Annotated in this window: 16 protein-coding genes; 9 read left to right on the top strand and 7 right to left on the bottom strand. The window is 63.5% G+C overall.

Features of this window, described 5'->3' with window-relative positions:
- Positions 1-30 precede the first annotated feature (30 nt).
- The 4 genes from FJ956_RS29095 to FJ956_RS29080 are packed head-to-tail and all read right to left on the bottom strand — an operon-like array spanning position 31 to position 4,108.
- Positions 31-684 carry an ABC-type transport auxiliary lipoprotein family protein gene (locus FJ956_RS29095; protein WP_181170065.1) on the bottom strand — a complete coding sequence of 218 codons (654 nt, stop codon included), beginning with the start codon at positions 682-684 and terminating at the stop codon, positions 31-33.
- 37 nt (positions 685-721) lie between these two features.
- The gene (locus FJ956_RS29090) at positions 722-2,095 is read right to left on the bottom strand and encodes an MlaD family protein (protein WP_140672756.1); all 1,374 of its coding nucleotides are present in this window, start codon (positions 2,093-2,095) and stop codon (positions 722-724) included.
- A gap of 14 nt (positions 2,096-2,109) precedes the next feature.
- Positions 2,110-2,922 carry an ABC transporter ATP-binding protein gene (locus tag FJ956_RS29085; protein ID WP_140672755.1) on the bottom strand — a complete coding sequence of 271 codons (813 nt, stop codon included), beginning with the start codon at positions 2,920-2,922 and terminating at the stop codon, positions 2,110-2,112.
- Position 2,923: 1 nt separating this feature from the next.
- A complete protein-coding gene (locus FJ956_RS29080) occupies positions 2,924-4,108 on the bottom strand; it encodes an ABC transporter permease (protein WP_140672754.1) in 1,185 nt (394 codons plus the stop codon).
- 77 nt (positions 4,109-4,185) lie between these two features.
- On the opposite strand from FJ956_RS29080, the gene dgcA reads away from it, so the two are divergent.
- On the top strand, positions 4,186-5,169 hold the full coding sequence (gene dgcA / locus FJ956_RS29075) for an N-acetyl-D-Glu racemase DgcA (RefSeq protein WP_140672753.1): 984 nt from the start codon (positions 4,186-4,188) through the stop codon (positions 5,167-5,169).
- Here dgcA and FJ956_RS29070 read toward each other — a convergent pair.
- Positions 5,140-6,354, bottom strand: coding sequence for an MFS transporter (locus tag FJ956_RS29070; protein WP_140672752.1), 1,215 nt, complete (start codon positions 6,352-6,354; stop codon positions 5,140-5,142). The two genes, dgcA and FJ956_RS29070, sit on opposite strands and share 30 nt — an antisense overlap.
- A 186-nt stretch (positions 6,355-6,540) precedes the next feature.
- On the bottom strand, positions 6,541-7,371 hold the full coding sequence (locus tag FJ956_RS29065; RefSeq protein WP_140672751.1) for a UDP-2,3-diacylglucosamine diphosphatase: 831 nt from the start codon (positions 7,369-7,371) through the stop codon (positions 6,541-6,543).
- A 121-nt stretch (positions 7,372-7,492) separates the two neighbouring features.
- On the opposite strand from FJ956_RS29065, the gene FJ956_RS29060 reads away from it, so the two are divergent.
- The 4 genes from FJ956_RS29060 to FJ956_RS29045 all read left to right on the top strand — a co-directional run bounded on the left by FJ956_RS29060 (position 7,493) and on the right by FJ956_RS29045 (position 12,562).
- Positions 7,493-8,272 carry an SDR family oxidoreductase gene (locus FJ956_RS29060; protein ID WP_140672750.1) on the top strand — a complete coding sequence of 260 codons (780 nt, stop codon included), beginning with the start codon at positions 7,493-7,495 and terminating at the stop codon, positions 8,270-8,272.
- Between the two features lie 163 nt (positions 8,273-8,435).
- Positions 8,436-10,760 carry an NADP-dependent malic enzyme gene (locus FJ956_RS29055; protein ID WP_140672749.1) on the top strand — a complete coding sequence of 775 codons (2,325 nt, stop codon included), beginning with the start codon at positions 8,436-8,438 and terminating at the stop codon, positions 10,758-10,760.
- Between the two features lie 121 nt (positions 10,761-10,881).
- Positions 10,882-11,292, top strand: coding sequence for an MAPEG family protein (locus tag FJ956_RS29050; protein WP_140672748.1), 411 nt, complete (start codon positions 10,882-10,884; stop codon positions 11,290-11,292).
- A gap of 67 nt (positions 11,293-11,359) precedes the next feature.
- The gene (locus FJ956_RS29045) at positions 11,360-12,562 is read left to right on the top strand and encodes a DUF2865 domain-containing protein (RefSeq protein WP_246671969.1); all 1,203 of its coding nucleotides are present in this window, start codon (positions 11,360-11,362) and stop codon (positions 12,560-12,562) included.
- Here the strand turns inward: FJ956_RS29045 and gltX are convergent.
- Positions 12,480-13,853, bottom strand: a complete 1,374-nt coding sequence (gene gltX / locus FJ956_RS29040) for a glutamate--tRNA ligase (protein WP_140672746.1) — start codon at positions 13,851-13,853, stop codon at positions 12,480-12,482. The genes FJ956_RS29045 and gltX overlap by 83 nt on opposite strands.
- Before the next feature lie 712 nt (positions 13,854-14,565).
- On the opposite strand from gltX, the gene FJ956_RS29035 reads away from it, so the two are divergent.
- The 4 genes from FJ956_RS29035 to FJ956_RS29020 all read left to right on the top strand — a co-directional run.
- On the top strand, positions 14,566-18,342 hold the full coding sequence (locus FJ956_RS29035) for a vitamin B12-dependent ribonucleotide reductase (RefSeq protein WP_140672745.1): 3,777 nt from the start codon (positions 14,566-14,568) through the stop codon (positions 18,340-18,342).
- A gap of 267 nt (positions 18,343-18,609) precedes the next feature.
- Entirely contained in the window at positions 18,610-19,884 is a 1,275-nt protein-coding gene (locus tag FJ956_RS29030; protein ID WP_246681617.1) for an SAVED domain-containing protein, read from the top strand.
- 13 nt (positions 19,885-19,897) lie between these two features.
- Positions 19,898-21,115 (top strand): nucleotidyltransferase, encoded by a 1,218-nt coding sequence (locus FJ956_RS29025; RefSeq protein ID WP_140684962.1) that lies wholly within the window; start codon positions 19,898-19,900, stop codon positions 21,113-21,115.
- Positions 21,108-21,798 (top strand): E2/UBC family protein (locus tag FJ956_RS29020; protein ID WP_281405638.1); only part of this gene is annotated, 691 nt, incomplete at its 3' end. The genes FJ956_RS29025 and FJ956_RS29020, both read left to right, overlap by 8 nt.

Genomic DNA, 21,798 nt, shown 5'->3' with positions numbered 1-21,798 from the left:
TCCATGATTTCGATTGCCGGAGCCCCGCGCTCAGATCGTCGAATCCGTCCAGCGGACGATATCCTTCGCCGCCTGGCCGAAGGCGCTGTCCAGCGCGCCGACGTAAGCCGCATTGCCGCTGCCGGAGACCGGCGCGCTCGCGGTGAAGTTCTTCGAGGCGCGCACCTCGCCGTCGCGGTCGTTCAGGATGCGCACGAACAGGTCGACATCGGCATGCTCGCCGCCATTGACGCGTACCTCGAAGGAGCGCACCTCGACGATGATCTGGTAGTCGATCGCCAGTCCCTCGCCCGGCTTGCCGACGCCGGCAAAGCTGCCGGAGCGCTGGAAGGTTTCGGCCAGCCTCGCCTGCACGATCAGCGGCAGCCGGTCCGCCCATTGCGCGCCCTTGAGGAACTGGATCGACCGGTCGGAAGGCCTGATGACGATGTTCTGGCTGTCCAGTGCCTTGAGCGCCGACGGCTGGGCGATCAGGATCTGGCGGCGGCTGTGGGCATGCATGTCGAGCGACGGCGCCGACAATTCGAACGTGTCGAGCGGCGCCGGCTTGCCGCCCAGCGCCGCGCAGCCGGCAACCGCAAGCACCAGCAACGCTGCCGCGGACGACCTCAAACTACCCGCTACCACCCTGATCGACTTCACGCGTGATCCCCGTTGTCCCCGGATCTTACGATCAACCCGCATTCGCGGTTCATTTTCTTGGCGGTCGCGGCGGCCGAAGTCAACGCCGTGTCCTTCCATCGAACTGCCGGACCTCGCCGTCGCCGCCGGACAGAATGCGCTGCGGATTGCGGCTGAGGTCGGTCACCGCTTCCTCGATGCGGTTGATCGAGCGCCGGCTGTCCTGCACCAGCGCCTCGACGTTCTGCAGGCCCTGGCCGGAGAAACGCGACAGGTTGTCGACGATGGTGCCAAGGCGGGAGTTCAGCGTGTCGGCCACCTGCTTAAAGGATTTCAGCGTCGCCCTGGCATCGGCCATCACGCCGTCGGCCTCGCCGGAGCCGAGGATCTTGTCGACCTTGGCCAGGATGCCGTCGACGCGCACCGAGGCATCGTTGAGCCGCTGCGCGAGCTGGCGGGCGTCCTTGATGGTCTCGTTGATGTCGTCGGAACGGTTGGCGATCTTGTCGGTGACCTTGGCGATGTCGGAGGCCGCCTTGTCGGCGCTGGCGCTGGCCTTCTGGATGTTGGCCAAAGCGGCCTTGACGTCGGCCGGATCGATGCCGTCGAGCACGCCGTTGACCTTGGCCAATGTCCCTTGCGTCTGCTTGGCGAAATCGTTGATCGAGCCGACCGCCGTGTTGACGTTGCCGATGACTGTATCGAACTGCTTCGAGGTCTCCTTCAGATTCGCCGTCACCGTGTCGACATTGGCCACGATGCTCTTGATCTGGTCCTTGTCGACGGAATTGAGCAGGCCTTCGGCGGCCTTCAGCGTGCTGTCGAGGCGGCCCGAGACATTCTTCAGCTGATCGGAAAGCGAGCTCACCGCCGTCAGGAACTTGTCGATGCCGTCGGAGTTCTTGGCCAGCGCGTCGGAGAAGGTCTCGACATTCTTGACCGTCTGCGTCAGCGGGCCGCGAACGTCCTTGGTGAAGCCCTCGAGCTCGCTCAGAACCTTGTCGGCGCGGGTGAAGATGTTCTGCGCCGTCTGCAACAGGTTGGTGACCGCCGACGGATTGGCGGTAATCTCGGGGATCCTGCCCTCCTTCTCCGCCTCGTCGAGCAGCTTCACTTCCTTGGGGTCGGCGCCTCGGAGTTCGATATTGGCCTGGCCGGTCAGGCCGGCCAGGCCAATATCGGCCTGTGTCGACTTGGTGATCGGCGTCATGCGGTCGATCTCGGTATCGGCGATGGCCACCGTCGGATTGTCGACGTCGATGTAAACCCGTTTTACATCACCGACCTTGACGCCGTTGAACAGCACGAAGCTGCCGCGGCCGAGACCTGAGGCCGAACCCGGAATGCGCACGCGCAGCATTGTCGTCTCGCCTCTGTCGCCGATCGCCGCGGTCCAATAGACGAAGGCGAAGGCCGCCAGGATCGCACCGAGCGTGAAGATGCCGACAATAACGTAGTTGGCTCTTGTTTCCATTGCTCCACTTATGGCTATGCGCGCGCCGCAAGATCAAGTTGCCGCGCGCGTTTTCCGCGGAAATAGGATTTCACCCACGGCTCGTCGCTCTTCAGCATGTCGTCGATCGTGCCTTCGACCAGCACCTTCTTCTTGCCGAGCACCGCGACGTGGTCGCAAGCGGTGAACAGCGTGTCGAGGTCGTGCGTGACCATGTAGACCGTCAGGTCCATCGTGTCGCGCAGCTTGACGACAAGCTCGTCGAATTCGGCCGCGCTGATCGGATCGAGCCCCGATGTCGGCTCGTCGAGAAAGACGATGTCGGGATCGAGCGCCAAGGCGCGCGCCAGCGCGGCGCGCTTGATCATGCCGCCGGAAAGCTCGGAGGGAAATTTCCGCGCCGCGTCGGCCGGCAACCCGACCAGCTCGATCTTGAGCAAGGCGAGCTCATCCATAAGCGCCTTGGGCAGGTCGAGATATTCACGCATCGGCACCTGCACGTTTTCCAGCACCGTCAGCGCCGAAAACAGCGCGCCATGCTGGAAAAGGACGCCGAGCCGCATGTCGATGCGCAGGCGGTCGGCGTCGCTCGCCTTGTCGACATCGACGCCGAACAGGCTGATCGTCCCCGATTGCTTCGGCATCAGCCCCAATATGGTGCGCAACAGCACCGATTTGCCGGCGCCCGAAGCGCCGACGAAGCCAAGGATCTCCCCGCGCTTGATGTCGAGCGAGAGCTTGTCGAGGATCAGCTTGCCGTCGATGGCCACGGTGACGTCGCGCACCGAAAGCACGATTTCGTCGTCGTTCGTGTCCTGCGCTGCCGCCGCGCCGCTGCCGTTCGCCATCTCAGAACCCGATCGCTGCGTAGAACATGGCGAAAAGCCCGTCGAGGATGATGACGACGAAGATCGACTTCACCACCGATGCGGTCACATGCAGGCCGAGCGATTCGGCGCTGCCGCCGACCTTCATGCCCTCGACCGAGGCGATGATGCCGATGATCAGGGCCATGAACGGCGCCTTGATCAGGCCGGCAAAGATGGTGCTGAGATCGATGGCGACGCGCAGCCTGTCGATGAACGCGGCCGGCGGGATGTCGGAATAGAGCCAGGCGGCGACGATGCCGCCGCCGAGCGCGGCGAAATTGGCGATGATGGTGAGGCATGGCAGCCCGATCACCAGCGCGACGAGCCGCGGAAAGACCAGCACGCCGATCGGATTGAGGCCGATCACCTTCAGCGCGTCGACCTCCTCGCGCATCTTCATGGAGCCGATCTCGGCGGTGATGGCGCTGCCTGAACGTCCCGCGAGCATGATCGCCGTCATCAGCACGCCGAGCTCGCGCAGGATCAGCACCCCGACCAGGTCGACGACGAAGATGTTGGCGCCGAAATAGCTGAGCTGATAGGCGCCCTGCTGGGCGACGATGGCGCCGACGATGGCCGACATCAGCACCACCACCGGTATCGCGCCGACGCCCATGCGATCGATCTGGTTGAAGATCGCGGCCGGGTTGACCGCGTGGCCGCGGCCAAGCTTCATCTGCGCGCCGCGGATCGTGGCGCCGAGGATGTTCATCGAGGCGAAGAAATCGTCGCGCATCTCATAGACCCGCCGGCCAACCAGCTCCAGCGCGCGCAGGATGATGTTGGGCGGCCCGGACGGGCCCGATTCGGGCTCCCGGCGAACCGCATCGCCGACCGCGTCGAGCAGGATCGAGGCGATCTCGCTCTGCCCCTGCAAATGGACCTCGACACCTTTCTTCTCGAAGGCGCTGGCCAGTCGGTCGATAAGCCAGGCGCCGGCGGTGTCCATCTTTTCGATATGGGAAAGGTCGAGCATCAGCTGCTTTGCGCCGCTTTTCCCCTCGATCTTGCGCATATCGGCATCAACCAGCGCCACGGTGCGCGTCGTCCACACACCGGAAAAGGCGCAGCCCAGCACGCCCCCTTCCTCGCCCACGGCAACGCGTGGCCGGTGCTCGGCGTCCTTGGCCTCGCCGCTTGCGTCGCGTTTGCGGATGGTCAACATGGCGTCCTGTTTAGCGTGGCGAGACTGGCGTGTCGATTTGCCGGCATACCGGTGTCGCACAGCCGGAGAAGAAAATTATGGCGCGTGTCATTTCGGTTGAGGCGGAGCGGTTCCCGATCGCCGGCACCTTCACCATCTCGCGCGGGTCCAAGACCGAGGCCGAAGTCATCACCGTAACGATCGCTGACGGGGGACGTTCCGGCCGCGGCGAATGCGTGCCCTACAAGCGCTACGGCGAGACAATGGAGGGGGTGCGCGCGGCCATCGAGGCGATGCACGATCCGATCGTCGCCGGCATCGACCGGACCGCCCTGCTTGCGGCTATGTCCGCGGGCGCGGCGCGAAACGCCATCGACTGCGCGTTATGGGACCTGGAAGCCAAGCTCACCGGCACGCCGGTGGCGGTGGCGATCGGAGCCGTTCCGACCAGGCCGCTGGAAACCGCCTACACCCTGTCGCTCGCCACACCGGAGGCCATGGCCGCGCAGGCGCGCGCCAACGCCACGCGGCCCCTGCTGAAGGTCAAGATCGGCAGCGACAATGACATGGCCAGAATCCGCGCTGTGACGGAAGCTGCTCCCGAAAGCCGCATCATCCTGGATGCCAATGAGGGCTGGACCGACGAAAATGTCGAGGCAAACCTCGCCTTCGCCGCCCAGCACCGCATCGCGCTCGTCGAGCAGCCACTGCCGGCCGGCAAGGACGACATCCTGCGCCGGATCGCGCATCCGGTGCCGGTCTGCGCCGACGAAAGCGTTCATGCGGCGAAAGACCTCGATGCGCTGGCCGGCCTCTACGACGCCGTCAACATCAAGCTCGACAAATCGGGCGGCCTGACGGAGGCGTTGAAGCTGCGCGACCGTGCCCGCGATCTCGGCTTCGGCATCATGGTGGGCTGCATGGTCGGCACCTCGCTCGCCATGGCGCCGGCGGTGCTGCTCGCGCAGGACGCGGACTTCGTCGACCTCGACGGCCCGCTGCTGCTTGCGCGCGACCGCGAGCCCGGCCTTGTCTACCGGGGATCGTTCGTTTCACCCCCTGAGCGGGTGCTTTGGGGCTGAGCGGGAAGCGAGGCCTATCAGCACCATGCCGATGATCGCGATCGGGATCATCGCCAGGAAGCCGTCGACGCCAAGCCGCTCATAGAGCGGGCCGGAAGCCAGCGTCACCGCCGCCATGAAAAAGCCGTTGAAGAAATAGGCGATGCCTTGCGCCGCACCCGTGCGCTCCTCGGAGACCGTCTCGCCGATCATCTTCTGCAGGCCGATCAACACCATCGCCACCGATACCGAATGCAGCGTCTGGACGCCGAAGAAGCCGGCGACGCCCAGGCCGAGCGGCCAGACCAGCGGAAAGGCGATCCAGCGCACGATCGAACCGATACCGGCGATCACCATCACCCTGGTGACCGAGATGGACGCAAAAATACGATTGAAAAACAGGAACATGCAGACTTCCGACACCACGCCCCAGGCCCATAGCAGGCCAACGACGGAATCGCCGATTCCGATCGACTTCCAGTAGATCGAGACGAAGCCGTAGAGGAAGGCGTGGCTGGCGGTGATGATGCCGACGCCAAGCGTGAAATAGAGGAAATAGGCGTTGAACAGGCTGGGCGCCTTATGCTGGATCTCGGTTGCCGAAAGCGGCGAAGCCTTACGTGGCCGCCCCATGCGCGGCGCCGCCAATGCCGCGACCAGGGCCGCGCCGAGCGCAAAGAAGATGATGATCGGAACCGCCTGCGGACCGGTGGCCGCCAGGATGAATCCGCCCACGACATTGGCGCCGAGATACGAGATCGAGCCCCATTTGCGCATCGCGGTGTAATTCGAGCCGAAGCGCCGCACGCCTGACAGCGCCAGCGAATCGGCCATCGGCGAATGCGGCGTCCAGACGATCGTCAGCAAAAGCGACACGGCGAGCACTATGGCGTAGGTGGCCGGCAGGAAATAACTGGCGGAGACGACCATCGAGCCGGCGACCAATGCGATATAGACATTCGCGCGGTCATTCGCGCGGTCGGCGAACGCAGTCAGCATCGGCGTCGTCACGACACGCAGGAACATTGGCGCCGCCAGGATGACCGCGATCTGCTCGGCATGAAAACCTTTCGCCTGCAGCCACAGCGGAAAATAAGGCAGATGCGTGCCTTGCGACACGAACAAGGTCGCGAAGATCAGGCTCATGCGCAGTTCGAAATGGCTTGGCTTGACAAGCTGTTCGGGCGATAGCGGCGGCAGCGACATGAATCGATCCAATTTCGCTGCATTCAACTCCATGCAACGTGTCTCGATCCCTAACATGCAGCAAAGCGCGGCGGAACTGGCTGGACCAATCGATCAAGAGCAAAGCTGTTGACGAACGAAGCCTGGGAGCGAGGGCGGCTCGTGCTGCGTCAGTGCAGCGAAGGCAGCAGGACAGGATGGCTGCATTCAAGCCGCCTGAGCCGCCCTGCCCTTCAGGTCGATGATGTCGACCGGCACCAGCACGTCGCTGCCTGTCGTGGTCTCAGGCAGCACATGCGCCCAGGTCAGGATCTCCATGCGGCCATCGAAATGCTCGACCACCGCCGTGCAGCTTTCCACCCAGTCGCCGGTGTTGATGTACTGCACGTCGCCATAGCTTTCGATCGCGGCGTGATGGATGTGGCCGCAGATCACGCCGTCGACATGCGAGCGCCGCGCTTCTTCCGAAAGCACCGTCTGGAACGAGCCGATGAAGTTCACCGCCTTCTTTACCTTGACCTTCGCCCAGGATGAGAACGACCAGTAAGGCAGGCCGAGCAGGTGGCGCAGCTTGGTCACGGCACGGTTGACCAGCATCGCCGCGTCATAGGCATAGTCGCCGAGATACGCGAGCCAGCGCTGGTTGTGCACCACCGTGTCGAACTGGTCGCCATGGATAACCAGCAGGCGCCGGCCGTCGGCGGTCTCGTGGATGGCGCGGTCGGCGACGACGATGCCGCCGAAATGCACGCCTTGGAACTGGCGGGCGAATTCGTCGTGATTGCCGGCGATATAGGTGATCGAGGCGCCCTTGCGCGCCTTGCGCAGCAGCTTCTGCACCACGTCGTTGTGGCTCTGTGGCCAGTGCCAGCTGCGCCGCAGCCGCCAGCCGTCGACGATATCGCCGACCAGATAGATGATTTCGGCGTCGTGATAACGCAGGAAATCGATCAGGAAATCGGCCTTGGCCGCTTTCGAGCCGAGATGCACGTCGGAAATGAACAGCGCGCGGAAAGTGCGGGGCTCTGGGTCTGACATGACGATTTTACCCTTTGCTTTCGCGTGCCTATGCCCCGATTCATGCAACAACCGTATGACGGTTGCGGTTGGTCCAGCCCAGGCGCTAGCTTGCGCGCAAGTCAATCAGGAGAAAACCGCCATGGATCTCGGCATTCGCGGGAAGAAGGCTATCGTCTGCGCCTCGAGCAAGGGACTGGGGCGCGGCTGCGCGATGGCGCTTGCCGAAGCCGGTGTCGACCTCGTCGTCAACGGCCGCAGCGCCGAACTTGTGGCCAAGACCGCCAAGGACATCCGCGACCGGTTCGGCGTCAAGGTCATCGAAGTTGCCGGCGACGTGTCGAAGCCGGAGGTGCAGAAGGCGATGCTCGCCGCCTGCCCGGATCCCGACATCCTGGTCAACAACAATGGCGGCCCGCCGCTGCGCGATTTCCGCGAGCTCGACCGCGCGAAGATCGTCGAAGGCGTTACGCAGAACATGGTCACGCCGATCGAGCTCGTCCAGGCGGTCATCAACGGCATGGCCAAGCGTGGCTTCGGCCGCATCGTCAACATCACCTCGCTGTCGGTCTATGTGCCGATCCCCGGCCTCGACCTGTCGTCCGGCGCGCGCGCCGGCCTGACCTCGTTCCTGGCCGGCGTGGCGCGCACGGTGATCGACCGCAACGTCACCATCAACAGCCTCTTGCCCGGCAAGCTCGATACCGACCGGCTGCGCGGCCCGCATGAGGCCGGCACCGAGGAAGACCCGGCCGCGGCCGCCGCGCGCAAGGCCCGCATCAGCGCCGACGTGCCGGCAAAACGTCTCGGCACGCCGGAGGAGTTCGGCCAGATCTGCGCCTTCCTCTGCTCCGTCCATGCCGGCTACCTCACCGGCCAGAACATCCCGGTCGACGGCGGTCTCTACGTCAGCGCGTTTTGACCACCGCCAATCCGATGCGCCTGAGGCTCTCGAGCCAACCGTCTGGAATCGGTTGATTATTTTCGCTTCGGCATTGTGAAGGCCGGGGTCCGCGATTTGCCGTCGCGAAGACTCGTCGGCACATGCTAAAAGGCTCCAAATCAGGAACAGTGGGAGGGCCGCAATGGACAGCGAGAACAAGAAAACGGCCCGGTCGGACCTCGACGAGGCCGCCCTCTTCTTCCACAAGCATCCGACACCGGGAAAGCTCGAGATCCAGGCGACGAAGCCGCTCGGCAACCAGCGGGATTTGGCGCTTGCCTATTCGCCGGGCGTCGCCGCGCCTTGCCTCGAGATCCGCGACGACCCAGCCACCGCCGCCGACTACACCGCCCGCGCCAATCTCGTCGGCGTCGTCTCCAACGGCTCCGCCGTTCTGGGGCTGGGCAATATCGGCCCGCTCGCCTCCAAGCCGGTGATGGAAGGCAAGGCGGTGCTGTTCAAGAAATTCGCCGGCATCGACGTCTTCGACATCGAGATCGATGCGCCCGAGATCGACCGCATGGTCGAGACGGTGGCGGCGCTCGAGCCGACCTTCGGCGGCATCAACCTCGAGGACATCAAGGCGCCGGAATGTTTCGAGGTCGAGGAGCGGCTGAAGGCCCGCATGGGCATTCCGGTGTTCCACGACGACCAGCACGGCACCGCGATCATCGTCGCAGCCGCGGTGCTCAACGGGCTGGAACTGGCCGGCAAGGCAATCTCCGACATCAAGATCGTCACGTCCGGCGCGGGTGCGGCAGCACTTGCCTGCCTCAACCTTTTGGTCTCGCTCGGCGCCAGGGTCGAAAACATCTGGGTCACCGACCGTTTCGGCGTCGCCCACAAGGGTCGCGTCGAGGAGATGGATCGCTGGAAAGACCCGTATGTGAAGGATACCGAGGCGCGCACGCTGGCCGATGTCATCTCCGGCGCCGACGTCTTCCTCGGCCTTTCCGCCGCCGGCGTGCTGAAGCCGGAGCTGCTGCAGCATATGGCGCCGAAACCGCTGATCCTGGCTTTGGCCAACCCCAACCCCGAGATCATGCCGGAAGTGGCGCGCGCCGCGCGGCCGGACGCCATGATCTGCACCGGGCGCTCGGATTTTCCCAACCAAGTCAATAATGTGCTGTGCTTTCCTTACATCTTCCGCGGCGCGCTCGATTGCGGCGCCAGCGCCATCAACGAGAAGATGAAGATGGCGGCCGTGCGGGCGATCGCCGCCCTTGCACGCGAGGAGCCTTCGGATGTCGCGGCGCGCGCCTATTCCGGCGAGACGCCGATGTTCGGCCCCGATTTCCTGATCCCCTCGCCCTTCGACCCGCGCCTTATCCTGCGCATAGCGCCGGCGGTGGCCAAGGCTGCCTGCGACACCGGCGTTGCGACGCGGCCGATCGCCGACTTCACCGTCTATATCGACAAGCTCAACCGCTTCGTCTTCCGCTCCGGCCTGGTGATGAAGCCGGTATTCTCCTCCGCCAAAACCTCGAGCGCCAAGCGCGTCATCTATGCCGACGGCGAGGACGAGCGCGTGCTGCGCGCCGCGCAGGTGGTGCTGGAGGAAGGCATCGCGGAACCGACCCTGATCGGCCGCCCGCACGTGGTCGAGGTCCGCCTGAAGCGCTACGGCCTGCGCATCCGTCCGGGCATTGATTTCGCCCTGATCAATCCGGAGGACGATCCGCGTTACCGCTACTATGTCGACCTCTTGATCGAACTGGCCGGCCGGCGCGGCATAACGACGGAGGCCGCCCGGACCATGGTGCGCACCGACAACACCGTGATCGCGGCCCTGGCGCTGAAGCGCGGCGACGCGGACGCCATGGTCTGCGGCCTCGAAGGCCGCTTCGAGCGGCATCTGCGCAATGTCGCGCTGATCATCGGGCCGCGCGCCGGCATCAAGGATCGGGACCTGTCGACGCTGTCGATGCTGATCTCGCAGCGCGGTATCATCTTCCTCACCGACACGCATGTCTCGGTCGATCCGACGGCGGAGGAGATCGCCGAAATGACGGTGCTGGCGGCGGAGGAAATCCAGCGCTTCGGCATCGAGCCGAAGGCAGCCCTTCTGTCGCATTCGGATTTCGGCTCGCGCGATTCCCCGAGCGCGCTGAAGATGCGCCGCGCGGCGGAAATCCTCGGCCGCATCGCGCCCGGCTTGCAGTGCGACGGCGAGATGCATGCCGATACGGCGCTGTCGGAGCATCTACGCCAGCGCGTCTATCCGCATTCCAGGCTGAAGGGCGAAGCCAATCTCCTGGTCTTCCCGAACCTCGATTCGGCCAACATCACGCTGACGGCTTTACGCGCTATGATGGACGCGCTGCATGTCGGGCCGATCCTGCTCGGTACCGACAAGCCCGCGCACATATTGACGCCGTCGGTGACCTCGCGCGGCGTCGTCAACATGACGGCACTGGCGGTGGTCGAGGCTGCGCACAAGGCGCAGGCGATCGCCAATCTGGGTTGAGGACGACTCCGGCCGAAAACACCGATGGCGCTTCATCGTAAGTTGGTGGCGGCCATCGCGGCCACACTGTCACGTTTCGATATTCAAGCGCCAAAGACTGATGGGCAGGTGCGAGGGTTGAATGAGCTTCGAACTAGCCATGCTCGCCGCAAGTTGCGTGCTCTGTTTCATTCACATAGTTCTAGCCTCGCATTCGGCGAGCTTCCAGCGAGGTTACCGCTGGACGGCCAGCGCCCGGGACGCCGAAGTCCCTCCGCTCACGGGGATGGCGGGGCGCCTGGAAAGGGCATTGCGGAACTTCGTCGAGACATTTCCAGTGTTCGTGGCGGCGGTTTTTCTTGTCCACGCGGCTGGCCACGAGTCCGCGCTCAGCAGGTGGGGAGCCGGACTCTATTTTTCGGCCAGGCTGATCTATCTTCCGCTCTACGCATCAGGCGTTCCCCTGCTCCGCTCGCTCGTTTGGAACGTTGCGTTTGTTGGAATCGTCATGCTTTTGCTGGCATCGGTATGGCCTTTACTAGGAAACATTTAACCACGAACGCGATAGTCTTCCGGTCACGGGCAATCGGGATTCCAGGCGGATGAAGGGGTTGAAGCTGATGCATCTTGCGACGCTGCTTGCAGCGCTTGCAGGCTCGGCTGTCGCCGTCGCTGAATCCCAGGCGGCCTCTCGTATATGCAGGCAACTCGAAGCCGAACTCGCCACCGCCCGCGGTGGTGGCGGAGGCCCCGGCATCGTGCGCAAATATGATGATGCCATCCAGCGTCAGAGCGAGCAGCTCGCCAAGGCCCGCGGCCGGGCAAGCGACGCCGGTTGCGGCTTCACGCTGTTTTCGCGCAATGTCAGCCAATGCGCGGCGATCAACGTCTCGATCCAGCGCATGAACGCCAATCTCGACGCATTGCAGGCCAAGCGCGAGCGGCTGGCCGCCGGCGGCACGCGGCGCGACCGCGGCCGCATCCTGGCGGCGCTCGATGCCAATGGCTGCCGCGACGACGAGATCGCGCCGCGCCGCGCCCCGCTTCGGGAGGCGGCCCGCGACAATGGCGGCGGCAATCTGTTCGAGCAGCTTTTCGGCCGCCAGGACCGGCAGCTCGAAACGCCCGATGCCCCCGATATGCCGGACCCGGAGGTGCCGCTCGATGATCCGAGCGTGCGCGACATCCGCCGCGTGATCAACCCGTCGGACGGCATAGACCTGCCCCGCCCGGGCGGCGAGTTCCACACCATATGCGTGCGCACCTGCGACGGCTATTTCTTCCCGATGTCCAACGCGGCATCCGCCGGCGACTTCGAGCGCGACCAGAAAAACTGCGAATCGAGCTGCCCGGGCACCGAGATGCAGGTCTTCTATTCGCGTGGAATGGACGACGACTCTGGCTCGATGACCTCGTCGGCGACCGGTCAACCCTACAGCGAGCTGCCGACCGCCTATCTCTACAAGCAGGCCAATTATTCACGGCCGCCGACCTGCGGCTGCAACGCGCAGGCCGGCAACTTCACGATCATCGGCGGCAACCCGCCCAATCCCGAACAGTCGCAGCCCGACGGCGAGGCAGCGCCCTTCATTCCCGTGCCGGCGTCCAAGCCGGATCCCGGCGCCGATCCGGAAACGCTCGCCAATGCCGAGGGCGGGCTGGACCAGGCTGCGATCAAGCGGCTGACCACCAAGGTGCCGGTGTCGCCGGTCTCGGCGCTGCCGCCGGATCAGCGCAAGGTCAGGGTCGTCGGGCCAGCGTTCCTTCCCGACCCATCAGCGGCAATAGATCTGAAAGCTCCGGCCCCGAAGTCCGCCCGGTAAGGGCAAGCCTCAGCGGCATGAACAACGGCTTTCCCTTGCGCCCGGTTGCTTCCCTGATCTTGCCGGTCCAGTCCTTCCACACCGTGCCGTTCCACGGTTCCTCCGGCAAAAGCTCGAACGCCTGATTGAGGAAATCGCGGTCCTCGCCGGAAAACTCGGCCGGTTCCTGCGGGCCCTCGCCCACGATTCGCCACCAGGCGACCGCGTCCGACAGGCGATCGAGATTGCCGCGCACGGCCATCCAGAACGGCTCGGCCATGTCGCCGGAAATGCCCAGCACGATAAGCCGGTCGCGCGCTTCCTCGAACGGCATATGATGGATCAGCGTGCGGTTGAGCACGAAGAGCTCGTCCGGGTCGAACTTGGAGGCGGACTTGGATGTCGCCGCCGGGTCGAAATGGCCGGCAAGCTCGTTGAGATCGTGCGCGGCGGTGACATTTTCCGACGTGCCGACAAGCACCGCCAGCGAAGCGACCGCCATCGGCTCGATGCCGTCGTCGCGCAGGCTTTCGATCGACAGCGCTCCGGTGCGCTTCGACAGCCCCTCGCCCGACACGGTGGTGAGCAGATTGTGGTGGCCGAAGACGGGCGGCTCGGCGCCGAGCGCCTTGAAGATGGCGATCTGCACGCCGGTGTTGGTGACATGGTCGTCGCCGCGAATGACGTGGCTGACGCCCATATCGATATCGTCGACCACCGAAGGCAGCGTGTAGAGATAGGTGCCGTCCTCGCGCACCAGGACCGGATCCGACAGCGAAGCAAGGTCGACCGTCTCCTCGCCGCGCACCAGGTCGTTCCAATGCACTTCGGTCCGTTCGGGCTGCAGCGGATCGCCGGTGAAGTTGGGCAGCAGGAAGCGCCAGTGCGGTTTGCGCCCGTCCGACTGGTATTCGGCCACCTGCTCCGGCGTCAGCGTCAGCGCCTCGCGGCCGTAGACCGGCGGCAGGCCGCGCGTGCGGCGCACCTTGCGGCGCAGGTCGAGTTCTTCAGGCGTTTCGTAGCAGGCATAGAGCACCCGCGCCGCCTTCAGCCGCTCGACCGCGCCGTCATAAATCTCGAAGCGACGCGACTGGTATTCGGTGACATCCGGGAAGATGCCCAGCCAATGCAGGTCGTAAAGGATGGAATCGGCATATTCCTGCTTCGAGCGGGCAATGTCGGTGTCGTCGAAGCGCTGGATGAAACGGCCCTTGTTGTTCATGGCGAAAAGCCAGTTGAACAGCGCGGTGCGCGCGTTGCCGATATGGATGCGGCCGGTCGGCGATGGGGCAAAACGTACGGTAACTGTCATGAGCGGGGCGTAGCGGATGCTTTTGGTGTTGACAAGGCGCGCCCCCGCGCGAACGCAACAGATAGTGCAAGCCAGCTAAAATGAAAAGCCGACGGCCCGACACGGCTTCCCGGCAGATTGATAAAGCGCGTCAAGTGCCAGCGAACCCAAGCTCCCTATGTCCCCGTTATCCACATATGTGACACACAAGATGTTGGGGTCACAAAAGCTACGCAAACGAATCCTTGACGGGTCGGAACGAGTCGCTTTTTATAGGCCATGCGCTCCTGTTGCGGGCGCGACCGGAGAGTTTCGAGCCCGGTCTTTTTTCCCGGATTTTGTGCGTTTTGCCCGGATTTCCGCCTGTTCACGAGGCCGGCGGAGGCGTGGGGATCGTTAGGGCTTGGGTGGGCGAAAGGGAGAATTGTCGGTCTGGAAAAAATGATCTGTTAACACTATATTTAGTGTTTGCAGGCAGACTCGACGCTAGATAGTGTGAACCTCCCTCTACGGAGGGAATCGACAAAAGTTTCAGTTCGAGGGACCCGCGGGTCGGCCGGCAACCTGGGTAAGCGCCTGGAAAGGCGTTTGCTTGTCTGCATGGTGGCGCCCGCGACGAGGAGAGTGTCGGCGTCGCCCGCGATGCCGGCAAACGGCGGACTGCGCTTTTCGCCATGTGGGGCAGCAATCCCTGGGGAAAAGCGCTATATATAGACACAAAGGAACGGGACCAATGCGCATCGAGCGTCGCTTCACCAAGCCAGAACAATCTGCCTATGCGGAGATCGAATTTCGCAAGGCTTTGTCGGAGATCAAGAATCCCGACGGCTCGGTGGTGTTCCGCCTGGACAATATCGATGTGCCGGCGCAGTTCAGCCAGGTCGCGGCCGACATCCTGGCGCAGAAATATTTCCGCAAGGCCGGCGTGCCTGCGCGCCTGAAGAAGGTCGAGGAGAACGACGTCCCCTCCTTCCTGTGGCGTTCGGTTGCCGACGAGGCCGAGCTCGCCAAGCTGCCCGAGGCCGAGCGCTATGGTTCGGAGACCGACGCCCGCCAGGTCTTCGATCGCCTCGCCGGCACCTGGACCTATTGGGGTTACAAGGGCGGCTACTTCAAATCCGAGGACGACGCGCGCGCCTTCCGCGACGAACTCGCCTATATGCTCGCCACCCAGCGCGTCGCGCCGAACTCGCCGCAATGGTTCAACACCGGCCTGCACTGGGCTTACGGCATCGACGGCCCCAGCCAGGGCCACTTCTATGTCGACCCCTTCACCGGCAAGCTGACCAAGTCGAAGTCCTCCTACGAGCATCCGCAGCCGCATGCCTGCTTCATCCAGGGCGTGCAGGACGATCTCGTCAACGAAGGCGGCATCATGGATTTGTGGGTGCGCGAGGCGCGCCTGTTCAAATACGGTTCCGGCACCGGCTCGAACTTCTCGATGCTGCGCGGCGAAGGCGAGAAGCTTTCCGGCGGCGGCCGCTCGTCCGGCCTGATGAGCTTCCTCAAGATCGGCGACCGCGCGGCGGGCGCCATCAAGTCGGGCGGCACGACACGCCGCGCGGCGAAAATGGTCATCGTCGACGCCGACCACCCGGATATCGAGGACTTCATCGACTGGAAGGTCAATGAAGAGCAGAAGGTCGCCTCGCTCGTGACCGGCTCCAAGATCGTCAAGAAGCATCTCGAAGCCATCATGAAGGCTTGCGTCAATTGCGAAGGCCATGACGACGACTGCTTCGACCCGGTACTGAACACGGCGCTGAAGCGCGAGATCAAGGCGGCCAAGAAGGACGCGGTGCCGGAGAACTACATCTACCGAGTCATCCAGTTCGCCAAGCAAGGCTACACCTCGATGTCGTTCAAGACCTACGACACCGACTGGGATTCGGACGCCTACCTCACCGTCTCCGGCCAGAACTCCAACAACTCGGTGTCGCTGAAGGACAATTTCCTGCGCGCCGTCGAGGCCGATGGCGACTGGCAGCTCACCGCCCGCAAGGACGGCAAGGTACTGAAGACGCTGAAGGCGCGCGACCTGTGGGAAAAGATCGGCTACGCCGCCTGGGCTTCCGCCGATCCGGGCCTGCACTTCAACACGACGATGAACGACTGGCACACCTGCGCCTCCGCCGGTGCGATCCGGGCCTCCAACCCGTGCTCGGAATACATGTTCCTCGACGACACGGCCTGCAACCTCGCCTCGATCAACCTTTTGCCCTATCGCCGCGAAGACGGCACGATCGACATCGCCGCCTACGAGCACACCGTTCGCCTGTGGACCGTCGTGCTCGAAATCTCGGTGATGATGGCGCAGTTCCCGTCCAAGGAGATCGCCAAGCTCTCCTACGACTACCGCACGCTCGGCCTCGGCTACGCCAATATCGGCGGCCTGCTGATGACCTCGGGCATCCCTTACGACTCCGACGAGGGCCGCGCGATCTGCGCAGCGCTCACCGCCATCATGACCGGCGTTGCCTACTCGACCTCGGCCGAGATGGCCTCCGAGCTCGGCGCCTTCCCGGACTATGACCGCAATGCGCAGAACATGCTGCGCGTCATGCGCAACCACCGTCGCGCCGCTTACGGAGACAAGGACGGCTACGAGAAGCTCGCCGTCAATCCGGTGCCGCTGGTCGCCGCCGACCTGAAGCAGCAGGCGCTGGCCGAGCATGCTCGCGCCGCCTGGGACCGCGCCATCGAGCTCGGCGAGGAGCATGGCTACCGCAACGCGCAGGCGACCGTGATCGCGCCGACCGGCACGATCGGTCTCGTCATGGATTGCGACACCACCGGCATCGAGCCCGACTTCGCGCTGGTGAAGTTCAAGAAGCTCGCCGGCGGCGGCTATTTCAAGATCATCAACCGCGCCGTGCCGGAAGCGCTGCGCACGCTGGGCTATTCCGAGAGCCAGATCGCCGAGATCGAGGCCTACGCGGTCGGCCACGGCAACCTCAACCAGGCGCCCGGCATCAACCCCGGCTCGCTCAAGGCCAAGGGTTTCAGCGACGAAAAGATCGCGGCGCTGAACGCGGCGCTGAAGTCGGCCTTCGACATCAAGTTCGTGTTCAACCAGTGGACGCTCGGCGCCGACTGGGTAAAGGAGACGCTCGGCTTCACCGACGAGCAGCTCAGCGACATCTCCTTCGAGATGCTGCCGGCTCTCGGCTTCTCGAAGAAGGACATCGACGCCGCCAACATCCATGTCTGCGGTGCGATGACTTTGGAAGGAGCGCCCTTCCTCAAGGCCGAGCATCTGCCGGTATTCGATTGCGCGAGCCCCTGCGGCAAGATCGGCAAGCGCTCGCTCTCGATCAACAGCCACATCTTGATGATGGCGGCAGCGCAGCCCTTCATCTCGGGCGCCATCTCCAAGACCATCAACATGCCGAACGAGGCGACGGTCGAGGACGCCAAGAACGCCTACATGCTGTCCTGGAAGCTGGCGCTGAAGGCCAACGCGCTTTATCGCGACGGCTCGAAGCTGTCGCAGCCGCTCAATGCCTCGCTGCTCGCCGATGGCGAGGAGGACGAGGACGAAGCAGTCGAGCAGCTGATCGCGGCACCCGCCGCGCAGCGCGCCGTGCAGGTGACGGAAAAAATCGTCGAGCGCGTCATCGAGCGGCTCTACCGCGACCGCGAGAAACTGCCGAACCGCCGCAAGGGCTACACCCAGAAGGCTGTCGTCGGCGGCCACAAGGTGTATCTCCGCACCGGTGAGTTCGACGACGGCCGCCTCGGCGAGATCTTCATCGACATGCACAAGGAAGGCGCCGCCTTCCGCGCGATGATGAACAATTTTGCCATCGCCATCTCGCTCGGCCTGCAATATGGCGTGCCGCTCGATGAATATGTCGAGGCCTTCACCTTCACCAAGTTCGAGCCGGCCGGCATGGTGCAGGGCAACGACGCCATCAAGAACGCGACGTCGATCCTCGACTACGTGTTCCGCGAGCTCGCGGTCTCCTATCTCGGCCGCCACGACCTCGCCCATGTCGACCAGTCGGACTTCGACAAGACCGCGCTCGGCCGCGGCATCACCGAAGGCAAGGCGACGCCCTTCTCCAAGGGTCTCTATCGCGGCGCCTCGCCGGTGAAGCTGGTGTCGGGCATCGGCAGCGAGCCCAAGGGCTTTGGTGGCTCAACTTCGACGCCGGCCCCTGCCCGCGCAGCACCGACCGCCTTCGCCGGCTCCAACGTGCTGGCGCTGAAGCCTGCCAGCGACGAAGCGCTCGCCTACAAGCGCGACTATGAGGAGCGCGCCCGGGAACTGGCCGAGGGTATGGTGGAAGAAGAGGCAGAGGCCGCCGGCGGCACCGAAGCGTTATTCACCGACGCCGCAGCCAACGAAGCGGCCGAGGCGAAGAAGCTCGCCGCGACAAGGCGCCAGCAATCGCTGCTCCAGGGCTACACCGGCAACGAATGCTCCGAGTGCCACAACTTCACCATGGTGCGAAACGGCACCTGCGAGAAGTGCGACACGTGTGGAAGCACGAGCGGGTGCAGCTGATCGGCCCCAATGATAGTCGGAGAGCCAAAGTTTTGTACCTACAAGCCAATGTTGTGTACTTGGAGCGGCCAACGGCCGCTGCTGAGAAATCCGGAAAGTGAGATGCTGCGGATTATGTGAGAAGTGGGACGCCTGCGGCGGCGCGAGCAAATCGCCTGTCAATACATTTTCCACCCCCTGACGCGTCACTGAACCTCGCTCAATGTCAAGGTAGACTGCTCATTCGACACACGAAGTCTGCTCACTGGTGGGACGGGCAGAGTGATAATGAAGAGGTTTCGCGGCGTGCTCAGGCTTGCCGCGAAATACCGAGCCGAACGAAACGTGAATCAACCGAGAGACGAAAACATGGATCTGGTTGCAGAGGCAGAGATGGGAGATCAGGCGCAACCCGAACCGCGTCGTGAGCGTCGGCGGCCATTACCGGACAAGGTCAAGAACATTGTATGGGGCCGCGCAGCGGGACGGTGTCAGTACGCGGGATGCAATGCTCTCCTGATCGGCGACGAGGTGTCGGGGGCTGCCGAAGCCAACGCGGCTTATATCGGGCACATCATTGCGGACTCGAAGGATGGTCCGCGCGGAGATCCAGTTCTGTCGCCCAAACTTGCCCAGGACCCCAACAACCTGATGCTGGTCTGCGACCGTCACCACCGTGTTTTCGATCGCGATATGGTCGCCGAACATCCCGCCGATGTCCTGGCGGCGATGAAACGCCGGCACGAAGATCGGATTCGGACGGTCACAGCCATCGACGAGGATTTGGGCAGCCACGTCATTCGATACGCTGCGAAGATTGGAACCAACGAAGCCCCCTTGGCCAAAGGCGACCTCAAATGGTCGATGATCCCAGATCGCTATCCCCTTGATGACGGTTGGATCGATCTCGATCTCGCAACGCTCGATCTGCCCGATCACGAACCGGATTTCTGGCGCATTCAAATCCGCAACCTGCGGGCCGGCTTTGCCGAGAAAGTCCGCGGGCGGATGGAGCGGCAGGAAATCCGGCGCCTGACAGTATTCGGATTGGCGCCAATTCCGCTCCTGATGGAGTTGGGCCGCCTGATCTCCGACATCGCGACTGCAGACGTACGGCAGTTGTTGCGCAGCCCCAAGGGTTGGAAGTGGGACCCGAAGGCTCCGACACTCCAGTACAGCGTCCTGCGGCCGTCCGGTCCGGCCGGCCACGTCGCGTTGAAACTGGAGATCAGCGCACCGGTTGTGGACGAGCGGATCCATTCAGTGCTCGGCAACGACGTTGCGATTTGGTCCATCGCTGCCGACGGAGCTCATAACGACATCATCCGCAGCCCGGTCGATCTGGCTGAGTTCGCGCGCCTTTTTAGGACAACCCTGGACGCGATCAAGGTTGCCCACGGCGAGGACACGATCGTGCACGTCTTTCCAGCCGTTCCAGTTTCCGTTGCCGTCGAAGCTGGTCGCTCCTGGCAGTCGAAGGCGCACCCCGCTCTCAAGATCTACGACCAAAACAGAAAGCTGGGCGGCTTCATTTTCGCCCACGAACTTGAACACGCCAGTTAATCAGGAGTTTTTCATGAACGTGCATTTGCTCCCGACGATCACCCCAGAGGCCGACGAAGTTCTCGAAGACCTCGCCAAAGAACTTGAGATACCCGAGCGTCGATACGAACAGGCGGAGACGAGCTACAACTCGCTGGGCGACTGGCTCAACCGACCGGAGTCGACAATTCGGCAATATGAGCCGCAGGTCCACGTCCAGGGGTCGTTCGGTCTCGGCACCGTCACGCCACCGCTCACCGCGGACGAGCACTACGACATCGATGCCGTCTGCGAGTTTCGTCGCCTGACGAAGTACGCGATCACGCAGGCCAATCTAAAGCGGCTTCTCGAAATCGAAATGAGGCTCTACGCCCGCAGCAAGAACATGATCAAGCCGCTTGAGGAGCATCGCCGCTGCTGGAGGCAGCCTTACGCGGACGAAGCTCAATTCCACATGGACGTCACGCCCGGAATTCCGAGCGGCAGCGAACTGGCCCAACTCCTGAAAACGCGCGGCTTCGATGCTTCGCTCGCCGAGACCGCAATCTCGATCACCGACAACCGCCACCCGCGCTACCAGGTTATCGCGGCGGATTGGCAGCGCTCGAATCCACGCGGCTATCTGAAATGGTTTCTGACACGCATGGCCAAAGCCTACGACAAGCGCAAGAAAGAGCTTCTTCAGAAAGGCGTGACGGCGGGCACCGAGCCAATTCCGGACTATCGGATCCGCACCCCGTTGCAGTACGCAATCATGATCCTGAAGCGCCATCGCGACATCATGTACATCGGCCGCAGCGACGACAAACCTATCTCGATCATCCTGACGACGCTCGCCGCCCACTCCTACGAAGGAGAGGAGAAGATCGCCGAGGCGCTGTTCGTGATCCTGACGAAGATGGACAGCTTCATCGGAACCGCGGCGGACGGGAGCCGTCTTATCGCCAATCCCAGCGATCCGCTCGAGAACTTCGCCGATAAGTGGAAGGAGCATCCGGAGCGGGAGAAGGAATTCCATAATTGGCTGCAAAAGGCCCGCGCCGATTTCGCAGCAGTGGCACAATTGTCCAACAAGCAATTGATCACCGAGCAACTTGCCAAAGGCGTTGGTGCAGACATTGCGGACCAGACGCGGCGGCGTTCGGCTTCTCGGCTCGGTACGCCGGCCCTGCTGACCGAGGGTCTTGTTCGCAGCGAGGCACAGGCGCGGACCTCGGCTGTCCGCATTGAGGGAGATCGCCGGAATGCCTGAGGGTGTTGACCCTCTCGCGAAGTGCTTCAAGTCAGCCGTCAGCCTCGTTGAATCACGCTGGCAGCAAGCTGGCTTGCGCCCGCGAAGGCTCGACGCCAGACAGCTCGCCACCTACCGGGGGCGCTCCGCTGAAATCGGCTGGCGTTTCGACTGCGACTTTTCCGATTGCCGGCGCCGGCTCGACGTCCTGGTGACCGCGGCCTTCCCTTTTGCGCCCGCGCAGGTCGCGCTGGTCGATCGTCCTTCCTTTCTGACTTGGCCCCATGTCGAAAGAGACGGCGTGCTCTGTCTGGTGCCGGATCACGCCACGTTTCCCATCGATGATCCGTACGCCGGAATCGCCGAACTGCTTGAGATGACATTCGATCTGATCGAAGCGCTGATCCGCGGCGAACGCAATGGTGACTTCCGAAGCGAGTTTCTCACATATTGGCATCATGCAGGACGCGGACAGGCTCGGACCATCCTGTCGCTGATCGAACCCGCGCCGCCATCGCGGATTGTCAGGATCTGGGAAGGCGCAAGAAGAACTATCATCGCCGACAACGATGATACGTTGCGCGATTGGCTTCGCAATTTCGCTCCGACTATCCCCGCAGGCGAGCTCCGCTTCAAAAGCGGCTTGCTGGTTTGGATCGATGTCGTCCCGCTGCCGTCCGAATACCCCTGCTCGGCGAAGGACG

The sequence above is a fragment of the Mesorhizobium sp. B2-4-3 genome (assembly GCF_006442815.1).
Lineage (GTDB): Bacteria > Pseudomonadota > Alphaproteobacteria > Rhizobiales > Rhizobiaceae > Mesorhizobium.
Note: the sequence above shows the minus strand (reverse complement) of the source record. Positions and strands in the feature narration are given on the sequence as shown.

Bases quoted from the DNA above. Each gene is read 5' to 3' on its own strand.
- FJ956_RS29095 (WP_181170065.1), bottom strand. From the start codon at position 684: ATGCGGGTTGATCGTAAGATCCGGGGACAACGGGGATCACGCGTGAAG.
- FJ956_RS29090 (WP_140672756.1), bottom strand. From the start codon at position 2,095: ATGGAAACAAGAGCCAACTACGTTATTGTCGGCATCTTCACGCTCGGT.
- FJ956_RS29085 (WP_140672755.1), bottom strand. From the start codon at position 2,922: ATGGCGAACGGCAGCGGCGCGGCGGCAGCGCAGGACACGAACGACGAC.
- FJ956_RS29080 (WP_140672754.1), bottom strand. From the start codon at position 4,108: ATGTTGACCATCCGCAAACGCGACGCAAGCGGCGAGGCCAAGGACGCC.
- dgcA (WP_140672753.1), top strand. From the start codon at position 4,186: ATGGCGCGTGTCATTTCGGTTGAGGCGGAGCGGTTCCCGATCGCCGGC.
- FJ956_RS29070 (WP_140672752.1), bottom strand. From the start codon at position 6,354: ATGTCGCTGCCGCCGCTATCGCCCGAACAGCTTGTCAAGCCAAGCCAT.
- FJ956_RS29065 (WP_140672751.1), bottom strand. From the start codon at position 7,371: ATGTCAGACCCAGAGCCCCGCACTTTCCGCGCGCTGTTCATTTCCGAC.
- FJ956_RS29060 (WP_140672750.1), top strand. From the start codon at position 7,493: ATGGATCTCGGCATTCGCGGGAAGAAGGCTATCGTCTGCGCCTCGAGC.
- FJ956_RS29055 (WP_140672749.1), top strand. From the start codon at position 8,436: ATGGACAGCGAGAACAAGAAAACGGCCCGGTCGGACCTCGACGAGGCC.
- FJ956_RS29050 (WP_140672748.1), top strand. From the start codon at position 10,882: ATGAGCTTCGAACTAGCCATGCTCGCCGCAAGTTGCGTGCTCTGTTTC.
- FJ956_RS29045 (WP_246671969.1), top strand. From the start codon at position 11,360: ATGCATCTTGCGACGCTGCTTGCAGCGCTTGCAGGCTCGGCTGTCGCC.
- gltX (WP_140672746.1), bottom strand. From the start codon at position 13,853: ATGACAGTTACCGTACGTTTTGCCCCATCGCCGACCGGCCGCATCCAT.
- FJ956_RS29035 (WP_140672745.1), top strand. From the start codon at position 14,566: ATGCGCATCGAGCGTCGCTTCACCAAGCCAGAACAATCTGCCTATGCG.
- FJ956_RS29030 (WP_246681617.1), top strand. From the start codon at position 18,610: ATGAAGAGGTTTCGCGGCGTGCTCAGGCTTGCCGCGAAATACCGAGCC.
- FJ956_RS29025 (WP_140684962.1), top strand. From the start codon at position 19,898: ATGAACGTGCATTTGCTCCCGACGATCACCCCAGAGGCCGACGAAGTT.